This window comes from Thalassorhabdomicrobium marinisediminis (assembly GCF_003072065.1).
Lineage (GTDB): Bacteria > Pseudomonadota > Alphaproteobacteria > Rhodobacterales > Rhodobacteraceae > Octadecabacter > Octadecabacter marinisediminis.
In genome coordinates this window covers 204,138-224,181 of record NZ_QCYG01000008.1, presented here as the reverse complement: position 1 = coordinate 224,181, position 20,044 = coordinate 204,138, and the positions used below count along the sequence as shown (strand labels likewise).

Sequence of the window (20,044 nt, the reverse complement as noted above, 5' to 3'; positions counted from 1 at the left end):
AGGAAGGGGTGGGGCAACTGGAAGCGAAGCTCGAAGAACTTATGAGCGACTTCACCGCGATCCGCACGTCAATGGAACGTCACGCGAAATCTCTGGATGCGTTGGTCCCCCGAGCAGACGCCATGAACGAGGTGCGGGGGATGCAGCAGCAAATCATGGAAACCCTACAGAACCAGGCTTCCGCTATCAGCTCAATTCAAGCGCAATTGGGGCTGCCGATCTTCGACGATGTGACGTGATCTGTTTGGCGAAACGAGCGGATGCCGGTCTGAAAGCCGTCATGGTCCAAGGCGACAGCGGAGCCCTCATTTTACAGTTCGCTCCTCACGTTGTCGAAATCGGACGCGACGGACGGCTGGAGGTCCGGGATGTTAAAGACCCAGAGGAGGCCGCGCGGATCGCCGAGAGCCTCGCGTCAAACTTGGCGGTGGAGCTGATCGACCCAGAACAAGGCGTGCCCGAAGCTGGCCCCGATATGGAGTGGTAGGTTGCTTGGCTCTGCGAAATATCTGTCGTCTGCATAGAAGATTGGGAGACGAATCCTGCGAAATAATTGCCGGTCGAATTTTGGGGATAACAGGAAAACACTTGCTGCAATGTGGTACGATGTGGCTAAATTGGGGGGCATCTTTAGACGAATTAAGAGGTGCAACATGCAACCAAAGCAAACCCCAACTCTCCGCCTGATCGACCGCTGGGCCGTCATCGACCGGCTTGGAATCTCGGAATCCACTCTCGAGCGCATGATGGTGCGCGAGGTCGATTTCCCGCAACCCCGCCGGATCAGTTCCAGATCCATTCGCTGGCTCGAACACGAGGTGGACGCATACAGTCGAAAGCTGGAGACCGTGGATTACTTCGGCGAGGATGATTGAAGTTGGGTTCAAGCCGGACATATCAATTGTTCGGCTTGAGTGCACTTAAACCAAATCGATCAACTGCGGTGGCACCGCGCCGCCCGTTACATAGTCGGCCCAGTCCTGCATCAGGATGCGCCGCTCATCGAGCAAGTCATCTCGCATGTAGGCGGCAACGAGCTCATCCTTTTCATGAGACAACGCCATCTCCATGACGTCGTGGGCGTATTTGCTCTGCTTGCGCGCCCAGGTTCGGAAGGTGGTTCGAAGCCCATGGGCCGTGATGCCAGGATCGAATTTCTGAACGAGAATACAGGCGGCGTTTTCGCTCATTACGCCGGACTTATTACGGGGGCGTGCGAAAACCCAGTCGGATCCTTGGGTTAAAAGCTCCATGTTGGAGAATACGCCACCGAGTTGCCTGCTGACCGGAATCCGGTGAGTCCGACGCATCTTCATGTGCTCAGACTGGCTGGTCCAGATGCCACGTTTGAGATCAAGATCCGCCCACTCGAGAAATCGAATTTCTTTGGTACGTTTGGCAGACAGGATCAACCCCATGACCATCTGTCGGAGGTCCTCTTGTACATCGCATTCCAGAAGCCAAGTCCACAAATCGGGAGCTCGCTCCCATTCCAGTGCGGGCAAATGCTTGGTTTTCTTTTTCACGTGGCCAAACGCGATCTTGGTATTGAAGTCCGCGGGGTTTACCTCGACATGCTCCAACAGTCTTGCGAGTTCAAAGATCTCGCTGACACGACCGAGGGTGTGGCGAGCCGTTGCATGTTTCACGCGCCAGATCGGGTCGAACACGGCGATCACATGGCGCTGTTTGATCTCGTCCAGACGCATCCGTCCGAGGTGAGGGAAGACGTAGGTTTTCAGCGTGCTCCAGATCTGATCAATGTGCTTGCCGTTTGAAAGGCTCAGCCTCTTGCGATCGAACCACACTTTGGCAAACTCTCGAAAGAGGGGTTGCACGCCACTTGCATCGGGGAGGTCGGGCATGTGTGAAAGACTGTCACTTGCTGGCGGGGTGTAGTCGGGATCGAGCAATTCTGCTTTCTTCAGAACAGCCTGCATCCGTGCATCCCGGAGGGACAGTTTCGGGAACTGTCCAAGGGTAATCCAGCGCGCGGCCGTACCCATTCGCAACCGAAGCTGGAAAGTCTTGCTCCCGCCCTTGTTCAATCGAAGATAAAGCCCATTGCCATCATGCAAACGGTCCGAAGAAATACCATAGACCGCGGCTTCGATTTGTTTGACTGTCAGCATGACGCAGATCCTTGCTCGAAATTGGGGTTTTTCACTCGGGACAGGGTACGAAACGGCATTGGACTGCTACAGGGCCGTCTGAATGCGGGTGAGGGCAGTCGGCGGAAAAAATAAATGAAATATAATGACTTACGAGGAATCTTTGAAGGCTCTTGGACGCATGAGATGCGTTTGACTGCCATATCCTCGGCCCGCCACTCATATTGGGCGGCAGCTTATTCCTGATGGGGTGCTCCGCAGGCCGCGGGGAACGCGTGTCTGTCTAGGCACAGCGAATGCGCACCGTCATCTAATTATGCGGGGCCAGCAGCATTCCCGTCTCGGTCCCTTCGGTCACCTGCTGTCACGATGCGGGCGAGCGGGGGGAAAGCGCGTTAAGGCCAACCCCTGTCGCTTTTCGTGTTGGAGCTCACTTTGACCTTGCTTGGCTCCGGTCAGGCCAAGCTCAGGAGAGCCAGGCCTTGACCTCGGGTCGTTCAAGAACGGCGCGCATATGCGCTTCGGCCTTGTCTTCGGGCATCCGCAAGGCCATCGGCGCGCGGGTGGGGCCGCAGTCGATGCCCTGCAGGCGCAAGGCGATCTTCATGCCCGGCAGCACGCCGGTCTCGAGAAGTGCTTCGACGAAAATCTGCGACACGTCCTGCAGCTCTTGCGCGCGGCGCAGGTCGCCGTCGTTCATCGCTGCGTCAAGGGCGACGTAGAGCTTGCCCAGAAGGTTATAGGTCGTGCCGATGCCGCCATTCGCGCCCAACACCTTGCCGGTCGTGTAGATTTCATCGAAGCCGAAGAAGTAGCTGCTGTCGGGACGCTGGCGGCGGAGCATAGAGAACTTGAACGTGTCGGTCGAGGTGAACTTGATCCCCGACACGTTGGGCAGATCGAGAATCCGGACAAGCGAATCCAGCGGGATCGGACGCCCGGTGCGCACCGGCACCTCATAGACGATCAGGGGCAGGTCGGTGGCTGCCGCCAGATCGCGGTAGTAGCCTTCGATCTCGGCGTCGCTGAACGGATAGGAATGGGGGGGCAGGGCGGACAGTGCGTGATAGCCCAGCCCGGCCGCCTGTTCCGCCAGCCGGATCGAATCGCGCAGATTCGGCATGCCCACATGGGCGATCAGGGTCGTGTCGCGCCCTTGCGCGCAGTCTGCCACGATGCCCTGCTGCTGCGACAGCTCCTCAACATCCAGAAGGCCCGCTTCACCGCTGCTGCCGCCGACGTAAAGCCCCGCCAGCCCCTGGCCAAGGACATAGTCCGTCAACGCCCGCTGCCGCGCCTCATCAAAGGCGCCGTCGTCGTTCAGGCCGGTCATCAGCGCGGCGTACATGCCGCTCATTTTCTTGGTCATTGTCGTCTCACCTTGTGGGTTTCGTGCGACGGTCTGGCTCCGTCAAAACCGGTCTGGCCTTACAGCATCGCGCTTGGAAGTTGCCCCATCCATACACCTCTCATTTTTAGTTTGACAAGATTTTATTATGGTCATACCAAAACGGCGGGAGGAACTATCAGGATGCGAGCGACCGCCACACCGACGCGCAATACGCCCGATGTGATCGCCGAGGCGCTGATCGCCGAGATCAGGGGCGGCGTCTTTGCGCCCGCCACACCGCTGCCCACCGAGCGCGAGCTGTGCGAGAGGTTCGCAGCCTCGCGCCCCACCGTGCGTGAGGCTTTGGCCCAACTGCAGATGCGCGGCTATGCCGAGGCGGGGGCGGGCAAACGGCCGCGTGCCGCGCTCCCGTCAATCACCAGCATTCTCAAGGGCACCGGCGATCATATCCGTGAAATTCTCGGCGACACCGAAAGCGGGGCCCATCTTGAGCAGATGCGCCAATTCATCGAAACCGGCGCCGCGCGCGAAGCCGCGAAACGGGCCGACAACGCCCAGTTGTCCAAGCTGCAATCTGCGCTCGAGGACAACTTCGCGGCAATCGGCACGGCCTGTTTCGCCACCACCGACATTGCCTTTCATCGCGCCCTTGTGGCGGTTGTCGGCAACCCGGTCATTCTGGCGCTGCACGATATGTTCGTCAGCACCATGATCGCCCACCGGCCGCCCACCGATGATGCCCGGCGTTACGACCAAATCGCCTATGAAGAGCATCGCGAGCTGTATCAGGCCATTCTGAACGGCGAAGTGCTGGCCGCAACCGATGTGATGGACCGTCATCTGACGCGGTCCTATCGCGCGCGTTTGCAGGTCCCGAAAATCACGACCGCTGCAAAAGACCAGCCGACGGGTTGAAGCAGCCCACGACGACCCAATCGTCAATCATCGAAAAACAAGGAGGATACGATGACTTTGAAGACCCACCTGCTCGCCTGTGCGGCGACCCTGGCGATGGCCCTGCCGGCCCATGCCGAACGCGAACTGACCCTTGGGATGCAAGACAACGAAGCGTCCAACGTCTACGCTGGCACGCAGGAATTTGCCGCGCGGCTGGAAGAGGCCTCCGGCGGTGAGCTGACCGTGAACATCTTCCCCTCCTCGACCCTTGGTGACTTCAAGGCGATGGTCGCGCAGGTGCAGGCGGGTGAGCTGGACATGGTCATCACCGGCTACCCGGACATGAGCTACATCATCCCCGAGCTGAACCTGATCGGCGCGCCCTATGTCGCCGACGACTTCGACCACCTTAAAGAGATCATCGCCGGGGACTGGGGTCAGGAGATGGCCGCCAAGTTCGAAGAGAACGGCGTGCATCTGCTGGATGTGTGGTATTACGGCACGCGCCAGACCACAGCCAACCGCGCCATCGAATCCATGGACGACATGGAAGGCCTGCGCATCCGCACGCCGAACGTGCCTTTCCTGATCGCCTATGCCGAAAACACCGGCGGCACGGCGGCCCCCGTTGCCTTCGCCGAGGTCTATCTGGCCCTGCAGACCAATCAGGTCGACGCGCAGGAAAACCCGCTGCCCACAATCGAGGCGATGAAATTCTACGAGGTGCAAAGCCACGTGGCGATGACCAACCACTTTGTGGCCTCCGCCGCAGTGCAGATTTCCAACGATCTGTGGGACAGCCTGAGCGATGAGGAAAAGGGCTGGATTCAGGAAGCCGTCGAAGCGGGCGGCGAAGTGAACAACAGCAAGACGATCCAGGCCGAAGAGGATCTGATCGCGACCTTCGAAGAGCGCGGCCTGACCATCACGCGCCCCGATCTCGCGCCGTTCCGCGAGGCGATGCAGCCCTACTATGACACGCTGGAAGCCGAATTCGGCGAAGGCGCAATCGCCCGCGTTCGCGGCGAATAAGCCATCTGTCGGCGGGCGCGCTGGCGCCCGCTGACCCCCTCTTTCCACAAGGACCGCGCCATGAAACCCCCAAGCCGATACAGTGTCGGAGGCACCGTCGCCGCGGTCCTGTTCATCGTGCTGATCGCCGTGGTCCTTGTGCAGATCCTCGGCCGCACGCCGGTGCTGCGCGGCCCGGTCTGGACGGAAGAGGTCGCGCGCTGGGTCTGGGTCTGGATGGCCTTCATCGGCATCGCCGAAGTGGAACGGCAGGACGGCCAGTTGAAAATGGCCTTTCTGGCAGACCTGTTGCCCGCAAAGGTGCGGCTGGTGCTCTACACGCTGATTGATGTCGTGTTCCTGGGCCTTGTGGGGCACTTGATCTGGATCAGCTACAAAACCGTTCTGCGCACCTCCAACAATATCAGTGTCACCCTGCCGACCACCGATGCGGTTCTCTATGCCTCGGCGCTGGTCGGCTTTGTCCTTATTCTTTACCGCATCCTGCGCCGCATCTTCGGACGACGGGATGTCACCGTGACACGGGAACCAACGCTATGACCCTTGCCGCCGTCGGCATCATGTGGCTGATCTTCGTGTTGATCGGCGTGCCCATCGGGATCGCCATGATCTTCGTCTCCATGGGATATTTCTACTATACCGGCATGGGGATCAGCTTTGCCTCACAGCGGATGGTGGACGGGCTGAACAGCTTTCCGCTCCTTGCGGTGCCGCTGTTCATCCTTGCCGCCGGCGTGCTGAACTCCGCCGGGATCACCAAGCTTCTGTTTGGCTTTGCCCGCTCGCTGGTTGGCCATATCACCGGCGGGCTGGGCCATGTGAACGTGCTGGCGTCGCTGTTCTTCTCGGGCATGTCCGGCTCGGCGCTGGCCGATGCGGGCGGCTTGGGCAAGATGGAGATCGAGGCCATGCGCGAAGCGGGCTATGACGACGATTTCGCCGGCGCGGTCACGGCGGCCTCGTCGATGATCGGCCCGCTGGTGCCGCCCTCGATCACCATGGTGCTGTACGGCGTGATCGCCAACGTCTCGATCGGCAAGCTGTTTCTGGGCGGGATCGTGCCCGGCGTGCTTTGCGCCGTCGCGCTGATGACCATGGTCTGGGTCATCTCGCGCCGGCGGAACTACCCGACCGACACCCGCTCCACCCCGGGCGAGATCGGCACCCTCTTCGTCAAATCCCTTCCTGCACTGCTGACCCCCGTGGTGATCGTCGGCGGCATCTTTTCGGGGATGTTCTCACCCACCGAAGCGGCCGCGATCACCGTGCTCTACGCGATCCTGATCGATCTTGTCTTCTACCGCGAGCTGACCTGGCGCAAGCTGTGGGACGCGCTTTACGAGACAACCGTCACGTCCGCCTCCATCGCCACCATCGTCGCCGGTGTCGGCCTGCTCAGCTTCATCATGGCGCGCGAGCAAGCGCCGCAGCAGATTGCGACGTTCTTTTTGTCGATTGCCGACAGCCCGATCACCTTCCTGATCGCCGCCAACCTGATGATCTTCGTTTTGGGCTGCTTCATCGAAGCGCTGGTGATCCTGCTGGTGGTGGTGCCGATCCTTGTGCCGGTCGCCATGGGCTTCGGCATCGATCCGGTGCATTTCGGGATTATTACCGTCCTCAACCTCATGATCTCGATCCTGACGCCGCCCATGGGCATGGCCCTGTTTGTCGTGGCGCAGGTCGGGGGCATTCCCTACCAAAGGCTGGCGCGGGCCATTCTGCCTTGGCTGATCCCGCCTTTCGTCGTGCTGATCCTGATCTGCGCCTTCCCGATCCTGGTCACCGGCCTGCCCAACCTGATGGATAGATAACATGAACCCTTTGACCCTTTTGCGCCGCGGGCTGGTGGTGTCCTGTCAGCCTGTCGATCATGGCCCGATGGACCGGCCCGAGATTGTCGCCGCCATGGCGCAGGCGGCGGTGGCGGGCGGTGCCGACGGTCTTCGCATCGAAGGCGTCGACAACCTCGCCGCGGTGCGGCCTGCCGTATCCGTGCCGATCATCGCGATCCTCAAACGCGATCTCGACGACAGTCCGGTGCGTATCACGCCTTTCTTGCAAGATGTCGAAGCTTTGGCCGCCGCGGGGGCCGACATCATCGCCTATGACGCCACAGACCGGCCCCGCCCCGCGCCCTCAGCCGCCATCGTCGAGGCGATCCGCAGCTCGGGTGCTTTGGCCATGGCCGATTGCGCGACCCTTGCCGACGGGCAGCGCGCCCTGCGCGAAGGTGCCAGCATACTCGGCACGACCCTGTCAGGCTACACCGACGAGACGGCGGACCGTGCCGACGGGCTCGACACCGACCTGATCAGCGCCTTCCGCGCCTTGGACGCTTTCGTCATGGCCGAAGGGCGCGTGAACACGCCAGAGCTCGCCGCGCGGGCCATGCAGGCAGGGGCGGATGCGGTGACGGTGGGCACGGCGCTCACGCGGTTGGAAATCATGACGGACTGGTTCGCCGCCAAGATAAAATCGTCCCCCGAGGACCGGTAATGCGCCCCGTGATGCCCCCCGTGCCGCGCGATGCCCTGACGGGCTTTGCCGCCGATCTGGGCGGCACCAAGACGGCCGCGGCCCGCATCGAAGGCGGCGCTGTCGTGCAGCGACTGACAGTGCCCACCAATGGGGCCGCCGAACCGGACGCGCAAATTGCAGCGATTGGCGATCTGTTGGCACAGCTCGGACACGGCCGAGGCGCGCCCCTTGGGATCGCGGTCGCGGGGCGCGTGGACGGGGCCGGCGGCTGGCACGCGGTGAACGAGGGCACGCTGTCGGGGATCGGGGACTTCGACCTGCGCGGCGCGCTCTTGCAGGCGTTCGGACGGGCGACGTGTCTGAATGATGCTGCCGCTGCGGCCTTTGCCGAAGGCCTTTACGGGGCTGGCGCGACAAGCGAGTGTTTCGCCTACATCACCGTGTCCACCGGCGTGGGCGGCGGTCTGGTGATCCACAACCGGCTTTTGTCCAGCGCCAACGGGCTGTCGGGCCATGTGGGTTTTGTCGCAAGCCGTCTCGCCCGCACCGCCTGTGGCAGCGGACGTCAGGCCACGGTAGAGAGCGTCGCCGGAGGGCGGGGCATCGCGGCGGCGGCCCGTGCTGCGGGATATGCAGACCACGACGCCCGCGCCGTTTTCGAGGCAGCCGCGAAAGGACAGGACTGGGCCGAACAGATCGTCACCACATCGGCCCGCGCCATCGCCGCGCTGATCGGTGACCTGACGGCGATCCTTGGCCTTGATACCGTGGCGCTGGGTGGCAGTATCGGGCTTGCCGAAGGCTACCTCGACCGGGTGCGCCACGCCCTGACCGAGGAGCCCGCGCTGTTCCGGCCCGACATCGTCCATGCCAGTCTGGGGCACGACGCCCCGCTGTTCGGCGCTCTGGCCCGCTTTCAAGAATGGGAAACGACATGAAAGTATTGATCCTGCCGGATTTGCAGGCCGCGATCGCGCGAGCTGCGGATATCATCGTCAAGACCGTGCAGACCAAGCCCGACGCGGTGCTGGGTCTGGCCACCGGGGGCACCATGTTGCCGCTCTACGACGAACTTGCGCACCGTCACCGTGCGGGCAAGGTGTCCTTTGCCAGCACCACCAGCTTCAATCTGGACGAATACATCGGCCTCTCGCCCGAGCATCCGTGTTCCTACCACCACTACATGCAGCAGGCGTTCTTCGACCACGTGGACATCGACCCGGCCCGCACCCATCTGCCCAAAGGCGACGCAAGCGATCCGCAGGCCGCCGCCGACGACTACGAGGCGCGCATTTCTGATGCGGGCGGGATCGACCTGCAACTGCTCGGCATCGGACAGAACGGGCACATCGGCTTCAACGAACCCACGGCAAGCCTGGGTTCGCGCACACGGATCAAGACCCTGACCAGAAGCACGCGCGAAGCGAACCAGCGGTATTTCAGGTCCTTCGACGAGACGCCGCAATATGCGATCACCACCGGCGTGGCGACGATCCTTGAGTCGCGCAAATGTCTGTTGATTGCCACCGGCGCCGCCAAGGCCGAAGCCGTGGCCCGCATGATCGAAGGCCCCCTTGCGGCCGTCTGTCCGGCCTCGGCGCTGCAGTTGCACAAACGCGCGACCGTGGTCCTTGACGCCGAAGCGGCCGAACAGCTCGCCTTGCGGGACTACTACGAGACGGTGCACCCCGACGGCCGTGAAAGCGCGTTCGGCGGGTAAAACATTATGTGCCGCGCCCTATCCGCGGCACTCGATAAACCCGGTGAAGGTGGTGGCCATGTCGGCCAGCTCGGTGGGGGGCAGCGGGGCGTCGCTGGTGCCAAGCTGCGGTTCGATGCCGTTCTGGAACAAAAACAGCTTCGCCAGCTCGCCCCGGATGGCAAAATTGACGTTCTGCGGCGTGTCGCCGGTCGCTTCGGCAATGGCACGTTCGTCAAGTTTGCTGACGACCACCCCGACCACCTCACCGTCAGCGGCAAGGACCGGCCCCCCGGAATTGCCCGTCTGCACCGGCGCTGTGATCTGCATGCCGCCGATCTCCCCTCCGAACCCCAGCTTCGAAGACACCGCCCCCCGCGTGACGTTCAACCCCGACAGGATCCCGGCCAGTGGGAAGCCCACCACCGTCACGTCCGAATTCAGACGCGCCGGCGTGGGAGAGAAGCGCGCGAAGTCGTCGCCGGACCAGTCGGACACATGCAGCAGGGCAAGATCGTCATCCTCGGAGGCGGCAACACGGGTCGCGGGCATCCCGTTGAAGGTGATCGTGCTGCATCCTTCGATCACATGGGCATTGGTCAGAACATGCCCCTTGGCATCGACCACGAAACCCGTCCCCGACGACACCTGCGGCGTCGCCGGTTTGGCGGGAGTCGCAATGGAGGTCTGCGGAGCGTCCTCCTCGGCGCTGAGCACTGCGGCAGTCTGCAGGATCGCCGTCTCGAGGGTGCCGTTCTCGGTGATTTGCAAGGGCGCGGTGCGGCCCACCGCGATGCTTCCCGCGACCGCGTTCAGAAGCGCGGTATCGCGGCGATTGGCCGACAGCATGATGGTCCGCCAGGCACCGTTGGTGAAATTGGACCGCGTATAAAGCACCGCGCCGCCTGGTTGCGTGACGCTGCTGATGGCATAGTCCTGACGGCGCAGGATGTAGGGCTCGGCCCCCGCCGCTGCGCTGTGTTCGGTGTAGTCGTGCAGGCGCTGGGTCGTCGCGCGGGAATGCACCCCTACGGAATAGGACAGGCTGCTGTTGCGGTGCCGGAAGTTCACGAAATTGTCCGTCGGAGGGTCAGTGCGCGCTGCGCCATTGGGAAACAACATCGACATGTTCAGGCCGTCGAAATACTCGATCTGCCAGCCGTCCCGGTCGACCAGCTGAAAGAAGCCGAAGGCCAGCAGGGCCATGTGCCAGTCTTCCGTCGCGGAGCCGAATTCCTGCCGCGAAAACCGTTGCATCGCGCGTTGGCTGCGGGGGCCCCAGTCCCCGTCCAACAGTCCGTTGTAATGTCCCTCGAACGCCAATGCCGCCTGCAGGAAACGACGATCATTCCACGAAAGGGTGTCGGCGCGGAAGGTTCGGAACAGGTTGCTGTAGTCCTGCGCCTCGGTTTTCGGGGACCCCACAAGCGCGAACAGGACAACGGCGAGCAAACGACAAAAAACGACCATGGCACTCCCTCATGACCCTGGTGGATCGTGCCACAGGGGCGCGCGCTTTCGCAATCCCCCGAGGGGGCGTGGCGCTTGGGTGTTGCAGGAGGGGCTGGTGGGCGCCCGTCGCATAAGAGCAGGGCCGGGGGGGGAGGGGCGGCGGGCCGGGGTGCCGGATGGCACACCGCCCCGCCGCTTGGTTTGTTTAGTGGCTCGCGGTCTCGGCAGAGGGGCCGCGGGGGACCAGTGCGCGAACGAGGTCGCGCATGTGCAGCACGCCCACCTGTTCGCCGTCGCGCGTCACCTTGTAGTGCTTGTTGGTGTCGCCGCCCGAGGCCTCGATCACGTTTTCCAGCGTGTCGTCGTGGTCAACCTCACCGCTGACACCCTCGGCGGGGGCGGTGGTCTTTTCCATCACCGAGCGCACGCGCAGCACGCGGGCGCGGTTGATGTCGGCCACGAAGTCCTCGATGTAGGGATCGTTGGGGTGCAGCAGGATCTGCTGCGGCTCGCCCTGTTGCACGATGAACCCGTCTTTCAGGATCACCAGATGGTCCGCCAGCTTCAAGGCCTCATCCAGATCGTGGGTGATGAAAACGACCGTTTTCTGCAACTCGTTCTGCAACTCGATCAACAGGTTCTGCATGTCAGTGCGGATCAGGGGGTCGAGCGCCGAGAAGGCTTCGTCCATCAGCATGATGTCACTGTTAGAGGTCAGCGCCCGGGCGATCCCGACGCGCTGCTGCATCCCGCCCGACAATTGCGCCGGATACTGGTTGCCCTGACCCTCAAGCCCGACCCGGTCGAGCCATTTCGTCGCCTCGGCGGCATAGGCCTTGGGGCGCTGGCCGCTGATCGACGGGGCAAGCCCCGTGTTCTCCAGCACCGTGCGGTGCGGCAGAAGCGCGAACTTCTGGAACACCATCGACATCCGGTGCTGCCGCAGGTCGCGCAGCTGCCGCGCCGAATAGTCAAGGATGTTGTCCCCGTCGACGAGGATCTCCCCCGCCGTGGGTTCAATCAACCGGTTGAGGTGCCGGATCAGGGTGGATTTCCCCGAGCCCGACAGCCCCATGATCACCGTGGTCTTGCCCGTGGGCATGTCGACGTTGATGTCGTTGAGCCCCAGCACGTGGTTGGTCTCGGACAGCAGCTCGGCCTTGCCGATGCCGTCCTTGACCCGTTGCAGGGCGGTTTCAGGGTCGTTTCCGAAGATCTTGTAAAGACCCCGGATCGAGATTTTGGGTGTCGTGTCAGTCATCTCAATATCCTTACTGGGGTTGCTGTGCATTGATACGGGCCAAGGCGGCCTTGGTCACCCGGTCAAGGATGACGGCAAGGAACACGATGCCCAGACCGGACAACAGCCCGACGCCCAGTTCAAGGTTGCGAATGCCGCGCAGCACCAGCACGCCAAGCCCGGGGGCCGAGACGAGGGATGCGATCACGACCATGGCAAGGCTCATCATGATGGTCTGGTTGACGCCCGCCATGATGTTGGGCAGCGCCAGCGGCACCTGCACCCGGTAAAGTTTCTGCCGCTCGGTCATGCCGAAGGCATCCGCCGCCTCGATCACGTCGGGATCGACCAGCCGGATGCCAAGGTCGGTCAGGCGCACCACGGGCACGATTGCGTAAAGGATGATCGCAATGCCGTAGAGCTTCGGCTCGGTCACGCTGAACAGGAAAATCAGCGGGATCAGATAGACGAAGGGCGGCAGCGTCTGCAGCATGTCGAGGATGGGAATGACCGCCCGCTGCACCCGGTCACTGCGCGACATGGCAATGCCGATGGGCACCCCGAGCAACACGCATATAAAGGCACAGACGAAGATGATCGCCAGCGTCTGCATGGTGTAATCGTAGTAATCCACAAATGCGAGCAGGCCAAAGACGACCGCCACCAGCCCGACCAGCTTGAGCGACCGGCCCACCAGCCAGGAAATCAGCATCAGCGCCGGAATCATGATGAACCAGGGCATCGCCTGCATCAGCCAAAGCGCATTCTCGAGCGCCCAGCTCAGCGGTTGCGTGATCGGGTCGACGATGACCTTCAGGCCATCCTTGATGTCGAGAAACCCGCGCTCCAGCCCTAGTGTGAGGTCCCGCGACTGGGGGATCTTGTCACAGGCGTCGTGCAGCGCATCGAGCGAGGGAAACGGCGTATCCCACAGCGATGTCGTGTCGTCCCCGCCGCCGGAATTGCCCAGCAGGTCCGCCATCGAGGACAGGCCGCTGCTTTCTTCGCCGCACCAGCCCCTCAGCCCTGTCTTGTCGAATAGAAAATCATATGTTGCCATCTCATTACCCTTCCGGCGCCTGGCGCCGTCGTCGTCTTTGTTGTCATCCGTCCATCTGCGCGTGATCGCGCGGCGCCCCTGCGCCAAAAAAAGAGCCGACGGCCCTGCGGGACCGTCGGTGATAAAAAGCAGAAGGGCGGCACCCGCAGATGCCGCCCTTCGTAACAGGATTATTCAAGCAGGGGTGCAAGTTTCTCGCGGGCATCGTCGTTCAGCCACGCCCCCCACTGGTCCTTGTTGTTTTCCAGGAAATACACCGCGGCTTCCTCGGCCGTTGCGTTGTTCTCATCCTGCCAGGCCAGCAGACCGCTCACCGTGTCGGACTTGAACGAGATGTTCGTCAGAAGCTCCGACTCCTCGGGGTGGGACTCGTAGAAGTCCTTGGTCACGATGGTCAGGATCGGCGCCGTCGGGAAGGCCGAAGGGCGCGGGTCGGGGGTGTTGGCGTTCTGGTTCGCGGCGTGGGCGTCTTCGTCGAATTCACCCAGATCGATGCTCACCATGTCGTATTTGCCAAGCGGCGTGGTCGGGCCCCAGTAGTAGCCGAACCAAGGCTCTTCGTTCTCGAACGCCGAGGCCATGGAGGTGGCCAGCGTCTCACCGGAGCCGTGGTTGAAGACTTCGATGCCGTTGCCTTCCAGATCGAACGCACGGGCAAGGTTGTCGCTGATCACGCGGCAGCCCCAGCCATCGGGACAGTTGTTGAACATGCCGCCGACCAGTTCGGGGTTGGCCAGCACGCCGTCGATCGTCTTCAGTTCGGGGTGCTCTTCAACCAGATAGGCGGGCAGCCACCAGCCTTCGACACCACCGGGGTCAAGAACACTGGTCAGCTCGACGATCTGGCCGCCTTCCTTGAGCTTGTCATAGACGTCACCGGCTGCGTTCGGCCAAAGTTCGGGCACGATGTCGGGTTCGTTGTTCTCGGCCAGCGATGTCACCGCAGGCGTCGTGTCAGAGGGCACGACAGCGACGTCACAGCCATAGCCCTGCTCAAGCAGGAACTCGGACACGGCGACGACGATCTTCGCCGAGGCCCAGTTCATTTCGGCCATCGTCACTTCGCCGCAGTCGTCGGCCGCCAGTGCGGCACCGGGGATCGCAAGCGCGACGGCGCTTCCCAACAGATACTTTTTCATCACGTTATCTCCTTCTGTGTGGCGCCGGTCGCAAGGGCTTCGGCGCATGACTCGTCAGGGTGGGTGCATCAGGCCGGCGCCCGGACAGGGGCCCACCTTGGCACCGTTCGGCCGGAACCAAACAAACCACCGCCCAAGGTTCAACCCCCGGGGGCAAGGTATATCCGGTGGCGGACCAGTCTGATCCGTGTATAGGCGGTCGCGAATCAACGGACAAAGGTCGGTTTTCTGCCTCGCAGCGCCCGGATTTGGCGCGGGGGGCGGCCGCGCCTAAGCCGGACCGGGCTGGGCTGCCATGATCGACCAGGACTGCAACAGGCGCACGGCCGTGTCCGATGCGATCCGGCGGCGTTGCAGACGGGTGCGCAGGATCGTGTCGGCGACCTGCGCCACAACGCTGTGGCGCACCTGGCCGTCAGGCAGATCCATGTCGTTCAACTCCTCCGGCAACAGGCCGAACTGGGTGCCGACGGCCAGCTCGGGGGCGTTCTCGTAAACGCCGACGTGCTCGAGCATCAGCAGGTTGTGAAACAGCTCACCGGATTGCTGATGCACGTTCTTGAGCACCACAAGGGTCGGGCGTTTCTCGGTCAGCGCGGTGCGAATCTCCGCCCGCGCGGCGTCGTTTTCCGTGTCGCCCTGCAGGAACCGGCAATTCTGCCCCAGATGCTCGGCGGTCGCCCCGGTCAAGGTCTGAAACGCCGGGTTGAAATAAACCAAAGGTTGATCCGGGGCCGACAGGTTCGAGATGGTGATTGCAAAATGCATCTTGTCGAGTGCATTTTGCAACTTTCCGAATTCGACTTTTCCGCTAAATTGCATCGAAACCCTGTCCTTGTGATCTTGTCATCATCCACCCCTGCTATAGATCGGTTCGTTCCCCATGTCCAAAACTCCTAAGTCGGTCGCGCCTATCCTTGTGGGCGTCGGGGCCTCTGCGGGCGGACTCGAAGCGTTCCAGCGATTGCTCAAGGGGCTGCCGGACGATCATGATCTTGTGCTGATCCTGGTTCAGCACCTTGACCCGGACCACGACAGCCTGATGCCCGAGCTGGTGCGCTCGAAGACCGCCTCACCAGTGCACAGCATCACCGACAACATGACGATTGAAGCCGGGCACATCTATCTTCTGCCCCCCGGTTACGAGCTCGGGATCGAGGGCGCGACGCTCAAGCTGATCGCGTTTGAAGAGCCGCGCGGGCTGCGCCGGCCGATCGACCACTTCTTCAAAAGCCTCGCGCAGGCCCACAAGGACAACGCCATTGCGGTGGTGCTCTCGGGGACGGGCAGCGATGGCGCCGAGGGCGCGCGCGAGATCAAGGGCGAGGGGGGCCTTGTCTTCGTGCAAACCCCCGATCAGGCGAAATACGATGGAATGCCCCGCAGCGTGATCGATCAGGGCACGGCCGATGTCGTGCTGGACGCGGAAGAAATCGTCGATGTCGTCAAGGATTACTTCGCCCTGCGCACCGACGACGGGATCGAAGCGGACGATGATGCCTATGGCCGGATCATCCGCCAGCTTCGCTTTCGCACGGGCTACGATTTCTCCGAATACAAGGATGCAACGATCCGGCGCCGGGTCGCCGTGCGCATGTCGGTCCTCAACTGCGCGACGCCGGGCGAATATCTGGCCTATCTCGTGGCCCACAAGGATGAGGCCGACCTGCTGTTCCGCGATCTTCTGATCAACGTGACAAGCTTTTTCCGCGACCCCGAGCACTACGACGCGCTGGCGGCCGATGTCATCCCGCGGCTGGTGGAGGAAGCCGAGCCCGACAGCGACCTGCGGATCTGGGTTGCCGGCTGTTCCACGGGGGAAGAGGCCTACTCCATCGCGATGCTGGTTGCGGAAGAGGTCAAGCGCGTGAGCAAGAAGGTCGGCGTGGTGGTCTTTGGCACGGATATCGACGAGCAGGCCCTGAACGCCGCGCGCACCGGCATCTATTCCGACGCGATCTCCGAAGCCGTGCCTGCAGACCTTCTGGCGCAATATTTCAGTCCGGTGGCGAACGGCTATGAAATCAGCAAGGAACTGCGCGGCATCGTGCGCTTCTCGCGGCATTCCTTCGTCAAGGATCCGCCCTTCTCGAAGCTTGATCTGGTGTCCTGTCGCAACGTGTTGATCTACTTCAAGGACAGCCTGCAAGAGGTCGCGATGCAGGTGTTCCATCACGGCCTGCGCGACGGCGGGCACCTGTTTCTCGGGCCCAGCGAAAACCCCAGGGGGATCAAGACCCTGTTTGAAGAGACATCAATGCGCTCGCGCCTGTTCCGGCGGCGTCCCGGGGCGTCCAAACCGCTGTATCTGGGGCGCATGGCGCAGCCCGGCGCGGTCCCGTCGATGCCCGACCCCGAGGCGACGGAGCCTCATCCCCGCGCCATCGACCGGCTGGTGCTGGAAAACTACGCCCCGGCTTATTTGCACGTGGATGAGCACCGCGATGTCCTTTTCGCCTCGCCTCAGGCGACACGCTTTCTGGCGCTGCGGTCCGGCGTGATCTCGGTCAAGCTGTTCGACACCATCGCGCCCGAGCTTGAGCCGGCCCTGCGGCAACTGTCCCGAAAGACCCTTGACGTCGGAGAGGCTGCCGAGGTCGATTTTCAGGGAGAGATCAACGGCCGCACCGAACGCGTCGTCGTCATCGTCCGGCAACTGGCCGATGGCAGCCAGTTGATCGTGCTGCGGGACCGGCTTGACCTGCTTGAGGACCGCCCCGAGGTCGGGATCACCGCCGGATCGGAACCGGACCAGTATGTCGCGACGCTGGAACGCGACCTTGAAGAAGCGCGGCAGGAAGTGCGCACCACCGTTGAAGAGCTCGAGACCTCGAACGAAGAGCTGAAAAGCTCCAACGAGGAAATGATGTCGATGAACGAAGAGTTGCAGTCGGCCAACGAAGAGCTGACGACGATCAACGACGAGTTGCAGCAGAAGCTGCGCGACCTGCATCAAGCCAACACCGACCTTGCCAACTTTATCCAGTCGTCGCGGATTCCCACCGTCTTTCTGGACGATGCCTTCCGTGTGCTGCGCTACACCCCCGAGGCGGAGAATTATTTCCGCTTCTCCGAGGCCGATCTCGGTCGCCCGTTGGAGGACCTCAACTCGGAACTCGATCACGCGCGCCTGCTTGAGCTGTGCGAAAGCGTCATCACCGCGCAACAGGAGACCGTCGAGGAATTCGCCACCGACGAGGGCAAGGCGCTGTCCGTGCGGATCATGCCCTATTCGCCCGACGGGCTTGACCAACGCGGCGTTGTTTTCACGATCCTCGACGTCACCGAACTGCGGACGGCCGTGAAAGCCGCCGATGAGGCCCGCGCACAGGCCGAGGCGCGCGCCGAAGAGGTGCGCCAGATCTACGAGACCAGCCCCCTTGCTATGGGGTTGATCAGCCGCGACATGGTCTATCTGCGGCTGAACGAACAACTGGCGCGCCTCAACGGGTTGTCGCGCACGGATCACGTGGGCCGCACGGTCCGCGACGTCCTGCCCTCGGCCGCCGAGGTGATCGAAGCCAACGTCCGGCAGGTGTTCGAGACGGGTCAGCCGGTCATCGATCAGGAGATCTCCGGCACGACCCGCGACGACCCCGACAAGCAGCACATCTGGCTGTTCGACTTCCTGCCGTTCTTCAGCGACGGGCGGCTGACCGCCGTGTCGACCAACGTGCGCGAGATCACCGAGCACGTCGAGACCGCGAACAACCTGCGCCAGATCATGCGCGAGCTTGAGCACCGCGTGAAAAACATGCTGTCCAACGTCAATTCGCTTATTAACCGCGCGTCCCGCGACGCGACCACCGACCGCGCCGTGTTCGAGACCTTGCAGCGGCGCATTCGGGCGCTATCGCAGACCCATTCCCTGCTCACCGCCGAGAAATGGTCGTCCGCCACCCTGCGCAGCATCGTCGAGCCAGAGACCATCGACGTCTATGGAGAAGAGCGGGTGACGATCAAGGGGCCGGACCTGCGCGTCACTTCGGAAGCGGCGCTAGCGCTGGGCATGGCGGTGCATGAACTGGCGACCAATGCCACCAAATACGGTGCCTTTTCGGTCCCCGAAGGCTATGTCACCATCACGTGGTCGCGCATCAATGACGCCGACAGCGACCGGCTGGTGCTAACCTGGACCGAACGGGGCGGCCCGCCGGTCGAGAAACCCGAACGCACCGGCTTCGGCTCACAGCTGATCACCTCGACCCTTGAAGGCAGTCTTGAGGGAAGTATTTCGCGAATTTGGGAACCAGAGGGCCTTACCATGAGTATAGCCATCGAATACGCCCTCATTGCGGCCCCGATGGAAGACCCTGTGAATGTTTGACGACAAGAAGATCCTGTATCTTGAGGATGAGCCTTTGGTCGCCCTCGACACCAGCGAACATCTGGAATCTCTTGGATTCGGACAGGTCGAGGTGGCCTACAGGCTGGCGAGCGCGGAAAAGAAAGCCGCCGAAGGGGATTTCGACCTCGCCATGCTCGACATCAACGTGGATGGGGGGCAGACCAGCATCGCCTTGGGGCAAAAGCTGAAGGAATCCGGCGTTCAGGTGGTCTTTGCCTCGGGCAACAGCTTTGAGGCGGATCGCCTTTGCAATGAGGGGTTCGCCTTCCTCGACAAGCCCTTTAGTCTCGGCCAGCTGTCGGAAACGCTCAAGACCCTCGCCAGTCAGTCCTGAGGCACCGCCAGCTGGATCACGGCCTCGCGCACGGCACGCAGGGGATGCTGCACGTGGCCGGCCCAGTCATGCACGGCCAGTTCCGGCCCGTAACCCCAGCGCGCCACGGCATCCGCTTGCGTAGGCGATAGGGCGGGGGCGCCCACATAGGGGCGGTTGCCGTCGGCGATGGCCTCCGGCGTGCTGGCGGGCTTGGTGTCAAGAAACGCCGCGATCTGATGCAGGGCGCGGTCCGGCGCGCGGATGATGCCCTCATACCGCAGGATCAGCACCGCATGGAGATAGGGCAGGTCCGCAGCCAGTTGCGCATGGGCCTCGCACCAGTGGTCGATCAAAGCCGCCGGTGCCGCGTCCACCCAGGCGGCGACCGAGGCGGCGACCGCTTCGGGGTGGCGCAGGACGACGATGAATTGCGCCATGGGGAACAGCTGCTGCAACAGCCGCATGCGCGTGAGGTTCACAGGCGATTTCTCGACCCGCCAGTCCAGCCCCGGCGCGAACCACGGGTCCCAGTCATGGTCCAGCCGCAGCCGGGTCTCCAACCGGTTGAGCGGGTGCGCCTCGGTCAGATGTTCTTCGGGGTTGGTGGCAAACTGCATGGGCCGCCCCGACAGGGCGGTGTGCGGGATGGCCCCTTGCAGATAAACCCCCTCATTCTCGGGCGCGGCCGACCCGGTGATCCCGCCCGCACCGGGCAGGGCGTTGGCCAGCCGGTTGACGAGCGACGTGCCCGACCGATGCAGCCCGCCGATGAAAAGATACCGCGGACGCGGGGCGAATTTATCTGTCATCGCGGCACCTTCGCGCATTCAAATCAAAGGGAATTCTTAGCAGGTAGGCCGCCGCCCCGGTTTGCCCAGCCTTCCGCGCCGTAACATATGTTATTGGAACAGCCACCCA

Annotated in this window: 19 protein-coding genes; 11 read left to right on the top strand and 8 right to left on the bottom strand. The window is 62.6% G+C overall.

Annotated features, from left to right (window positions below; genetic code table 11):
* A partial coding sequence (locus DC363_RS16875) for a hypothetical protein (protein ID WP_158270881.1) occupies positions 1–239 on the top strand: 239 nt, incomplete at its 5' end.
* A gap of 414 nt (positions 240–653) precedes the next feature.
* Positions 654–875 (top strand): helix-turn-helix transcriptional regulator, encoded by a 222-nt coding sequence (locus DC363_RS13835; RefSeq protein ID WP_108641766.1) that lies wholly within the window; start codon positions 654–656, stop codon positions 873–875.
* A gap of 45 nt (positions 876–920) precedes the next feature.
* Here DC363_RS13835 and DC363_RS13830 read toward each other — a convergent pair whose 3' ends face one another.
* Positions 921–2,132 (bottom strand): tyrosine-type recombinase/integrase, encoded by a 1,212-nt coding sequence (locus DC363_RS13830; protein ID WP_108641740.1) that lies wholly within the window; start codon positions 2,130–2,132, stop codon positions 921–923.
* A 445-nt stretch (positions 2,133–2,577) separates the two neighbouring features.
* Complete coding sequence (locus DC363_RS13825; RefSeq protein WP_108641739.1) at positions 2,578–3,480, bottom strand: dihydrodipicolinate synthase family protein; 903 nt, start codon at positions 3,478–3,480, stop codon at positions 2,578–2,580.
* 162 nt (positions 3,481–3,642) lie between these two features.
* On the opposite strand from DC363_RS13825, the gene DC363_RS13820 reads away from it, so the two are divergent.
* From DC363_RS13820 to nagB, 7 genes are read left to right on the top strand one after another with little or no spacing between them, the layout of a single operon-like run.
* A complete protein-coding gene (locus DC363_RS13820) occupies positions 3,643–4,377 on the top strand; it encodes an FCD domain-containing protein (RefSeq protein ID WP_108641738.1) in 735 nt (244 codons plus the stop codon).
* A gap of 51 nt (positions 4,378–4,428) precedes the next feature.
* A complete protein-coding gene (locus DC363_RS13815; protein WP_108641737.1) occupies positions 4,429–5,391 on the top strand; it encodes a sialic acid TRAP transporter substrate-binding protein SiaP in 963 nt (320 codons plus the stop codon).
* 60 nt (positions 5,392–5,451) lie between these two features.
* Positions 5,452–5,931, top strand: a complete 480-nt coding sequence (locus DC363_RS13810) for a TRAP transporter small permease (RefSeq protein ID WP_108641736.1) — start codon at positions 5,452–5,454, stop codon at positions 5,929–5,931.
* Positions 5,928–7,205: a TRAP transporter large permease gene (locus DC363_RS13805; protein ID WP_108641735.1), complete on the top strand. Its 1,278-nt coding sequence runs from the start codon at positions 5,928–5,930 to the stop codon at positions 7,203–7,205. The genes DC363_RS13810 and DC363_RS13805 overlap by 4 nt, the downstream gene beginning before the upstream one ends.
* A gap of 1 nt (position 7,206) precedes the next feature.
* Complete coding sequence (locus DC363_RS13800; RefSeq protein WP_108641734.1) at positions 7,207–7,890, top strand: N-acetylmannosamine-6-phosphate 2-epimerase; 684 nt, start codon at positions 7,207–7,209, stop codon at positions 7,888–7,890.
* Positions 7,890–8,810: an ROK family protein gene (locus DC363_RS13795; protein ID WP_241963006.1), complete on the top strand. Its 921-nt coding sequence runs from the start codon at positions 7,890–7,892 to the stop codon at positions 8,808–8,810. The genes DC363_RS13800 and DC363_RS13795 overlap by 1 nt, the downstream gene beginning before the upstream one ends.
* Positions 8,807–9,592 carry a glucosamine-6-phosphate deaminase gene (nagB, locus tag DC363_RS13790; RefSeq protein ID WP_108641733.1) on the top strand — a complete coding sequence of 262 codons (786 nt, stop codon included), beginning with the start codon at positions 8,807–8,809 and terminating at the stop codon, positions 9,590–9,592. Before DC363_RS13795 ends, nagB begins: the two co-directional genes overlap by 4 nt.
* Before the next feature lie 18 nt (positions 9,593–9,610).
* Here the strand turns inward: nagB and DC363_RS13785 are convergent, their stop codons facing one another.
* From DC363_RS13785 to DC363_RS13765, 5 genes are all read right to left on the bottom strand, one after another.
* Entirely contained in the window at positions 9,611–11,041 is a 1,431-nt protein-coding gene (locus DC363_RS13785) for a S1 family peptidase (RefSeq protein WP_108641732.1), read from the bottom strand.
* Between the two features lie 187 nt (positions 11,042–11,228).
* Positions 11,229–12,284: a quaternary amine ABC transporter ATP-binding protein gene (locus DC363_RS13780; protein WP_108641731.1), complete on the bottom strand. Its 1,056-nt coding sequence runs from the start codon at positions 12,282–12,284 to the stop codon at positions 11,229–11,231.
* A 10-nt stretch (positions 12,285–12,294) separates the two neighbouring features.
* A complete protein-coding gene (locus DC363_RS13775) occupies positions 12,295–13,323 on the bottom strand; it encodes an ABC transporter permease (RefSeq protein WP_108641764.1) in 1,029 nt (342 codons plus the stop codon).
* A gap of 170 nt (positions 13,324–13,493) precedes the next feature.
* Positions 13,494–14,462 (bottom strand): ABC transporter substrate-binding protein, encoded by a 969-nt coding sequence (locus DC363_RS13770; protein ID WP_108641730.1) that lies wholly within the window; start codon positions 14,460–14,462, stop codon positions 13,494–13,496.
* Between the two features lie 270 nt (positions 14,463–14,732).
* Positions 14,733–15,284 (bottom strand): hypothetical protein, encoded by a 552-nt coding sequence (locus DC363_RS13765; RefSeq protein WP_108641729.1) that lies wholly within the window; start codon positions 15,282–15,284, stop codon positions 14,733–14,735.
* A gap of 61 nt (positions 15,285–15,345) precedes the next feature.
* Here DC363_RS13765 and DC363_RS13760 point away from each other — a divergent pair, with 61 nt between their 5' ends.
* On the top strand, positions 15,346–18,789 hold the full coding sequence (locus tag DC363_RS13760) for a CheR family methyltransferase (protein ID WP_108641728.1): 3,444 nt from the start codon (positions 15,346–15,348) through the stop codon (positions 18,787–18,789).
* Positions 18,782–19,144 carry a response regulator gene (locus tag DC363_RS13755; protein ID WP_108641727.1) on the top strand — a complete coding sequence of 121 codons (363 nt, stop codon included), beginning with the start codon at positions 18,782–18,784 and terminating at the stop codon, positions 19,142–19,144. The genes DC363_RS13760 and DC363_RS13755 overlap by 8 nt, the downstream gene beginning before the upstream one ends.
* Here the strand turns inward: DC363_RS13755 and DC363_RS13750 are convergent.
* Positions 19,135–19,935: a sulfotransferase family protein gene (locus DC363_RS13750; RefSeq protein WP_108641763.1), complete on the bottom strand. Its 801-nt coding sequence runs from the start codon at positions 19,933–19,935 to the stop codon at positions 19,135–19,137. The genes DC363_RS13755 and DC363_RS13750 overlap by 10 nt on opposite strands.
* Positions 19,936–20,044 lie beyond the last annotated feature (109 nt).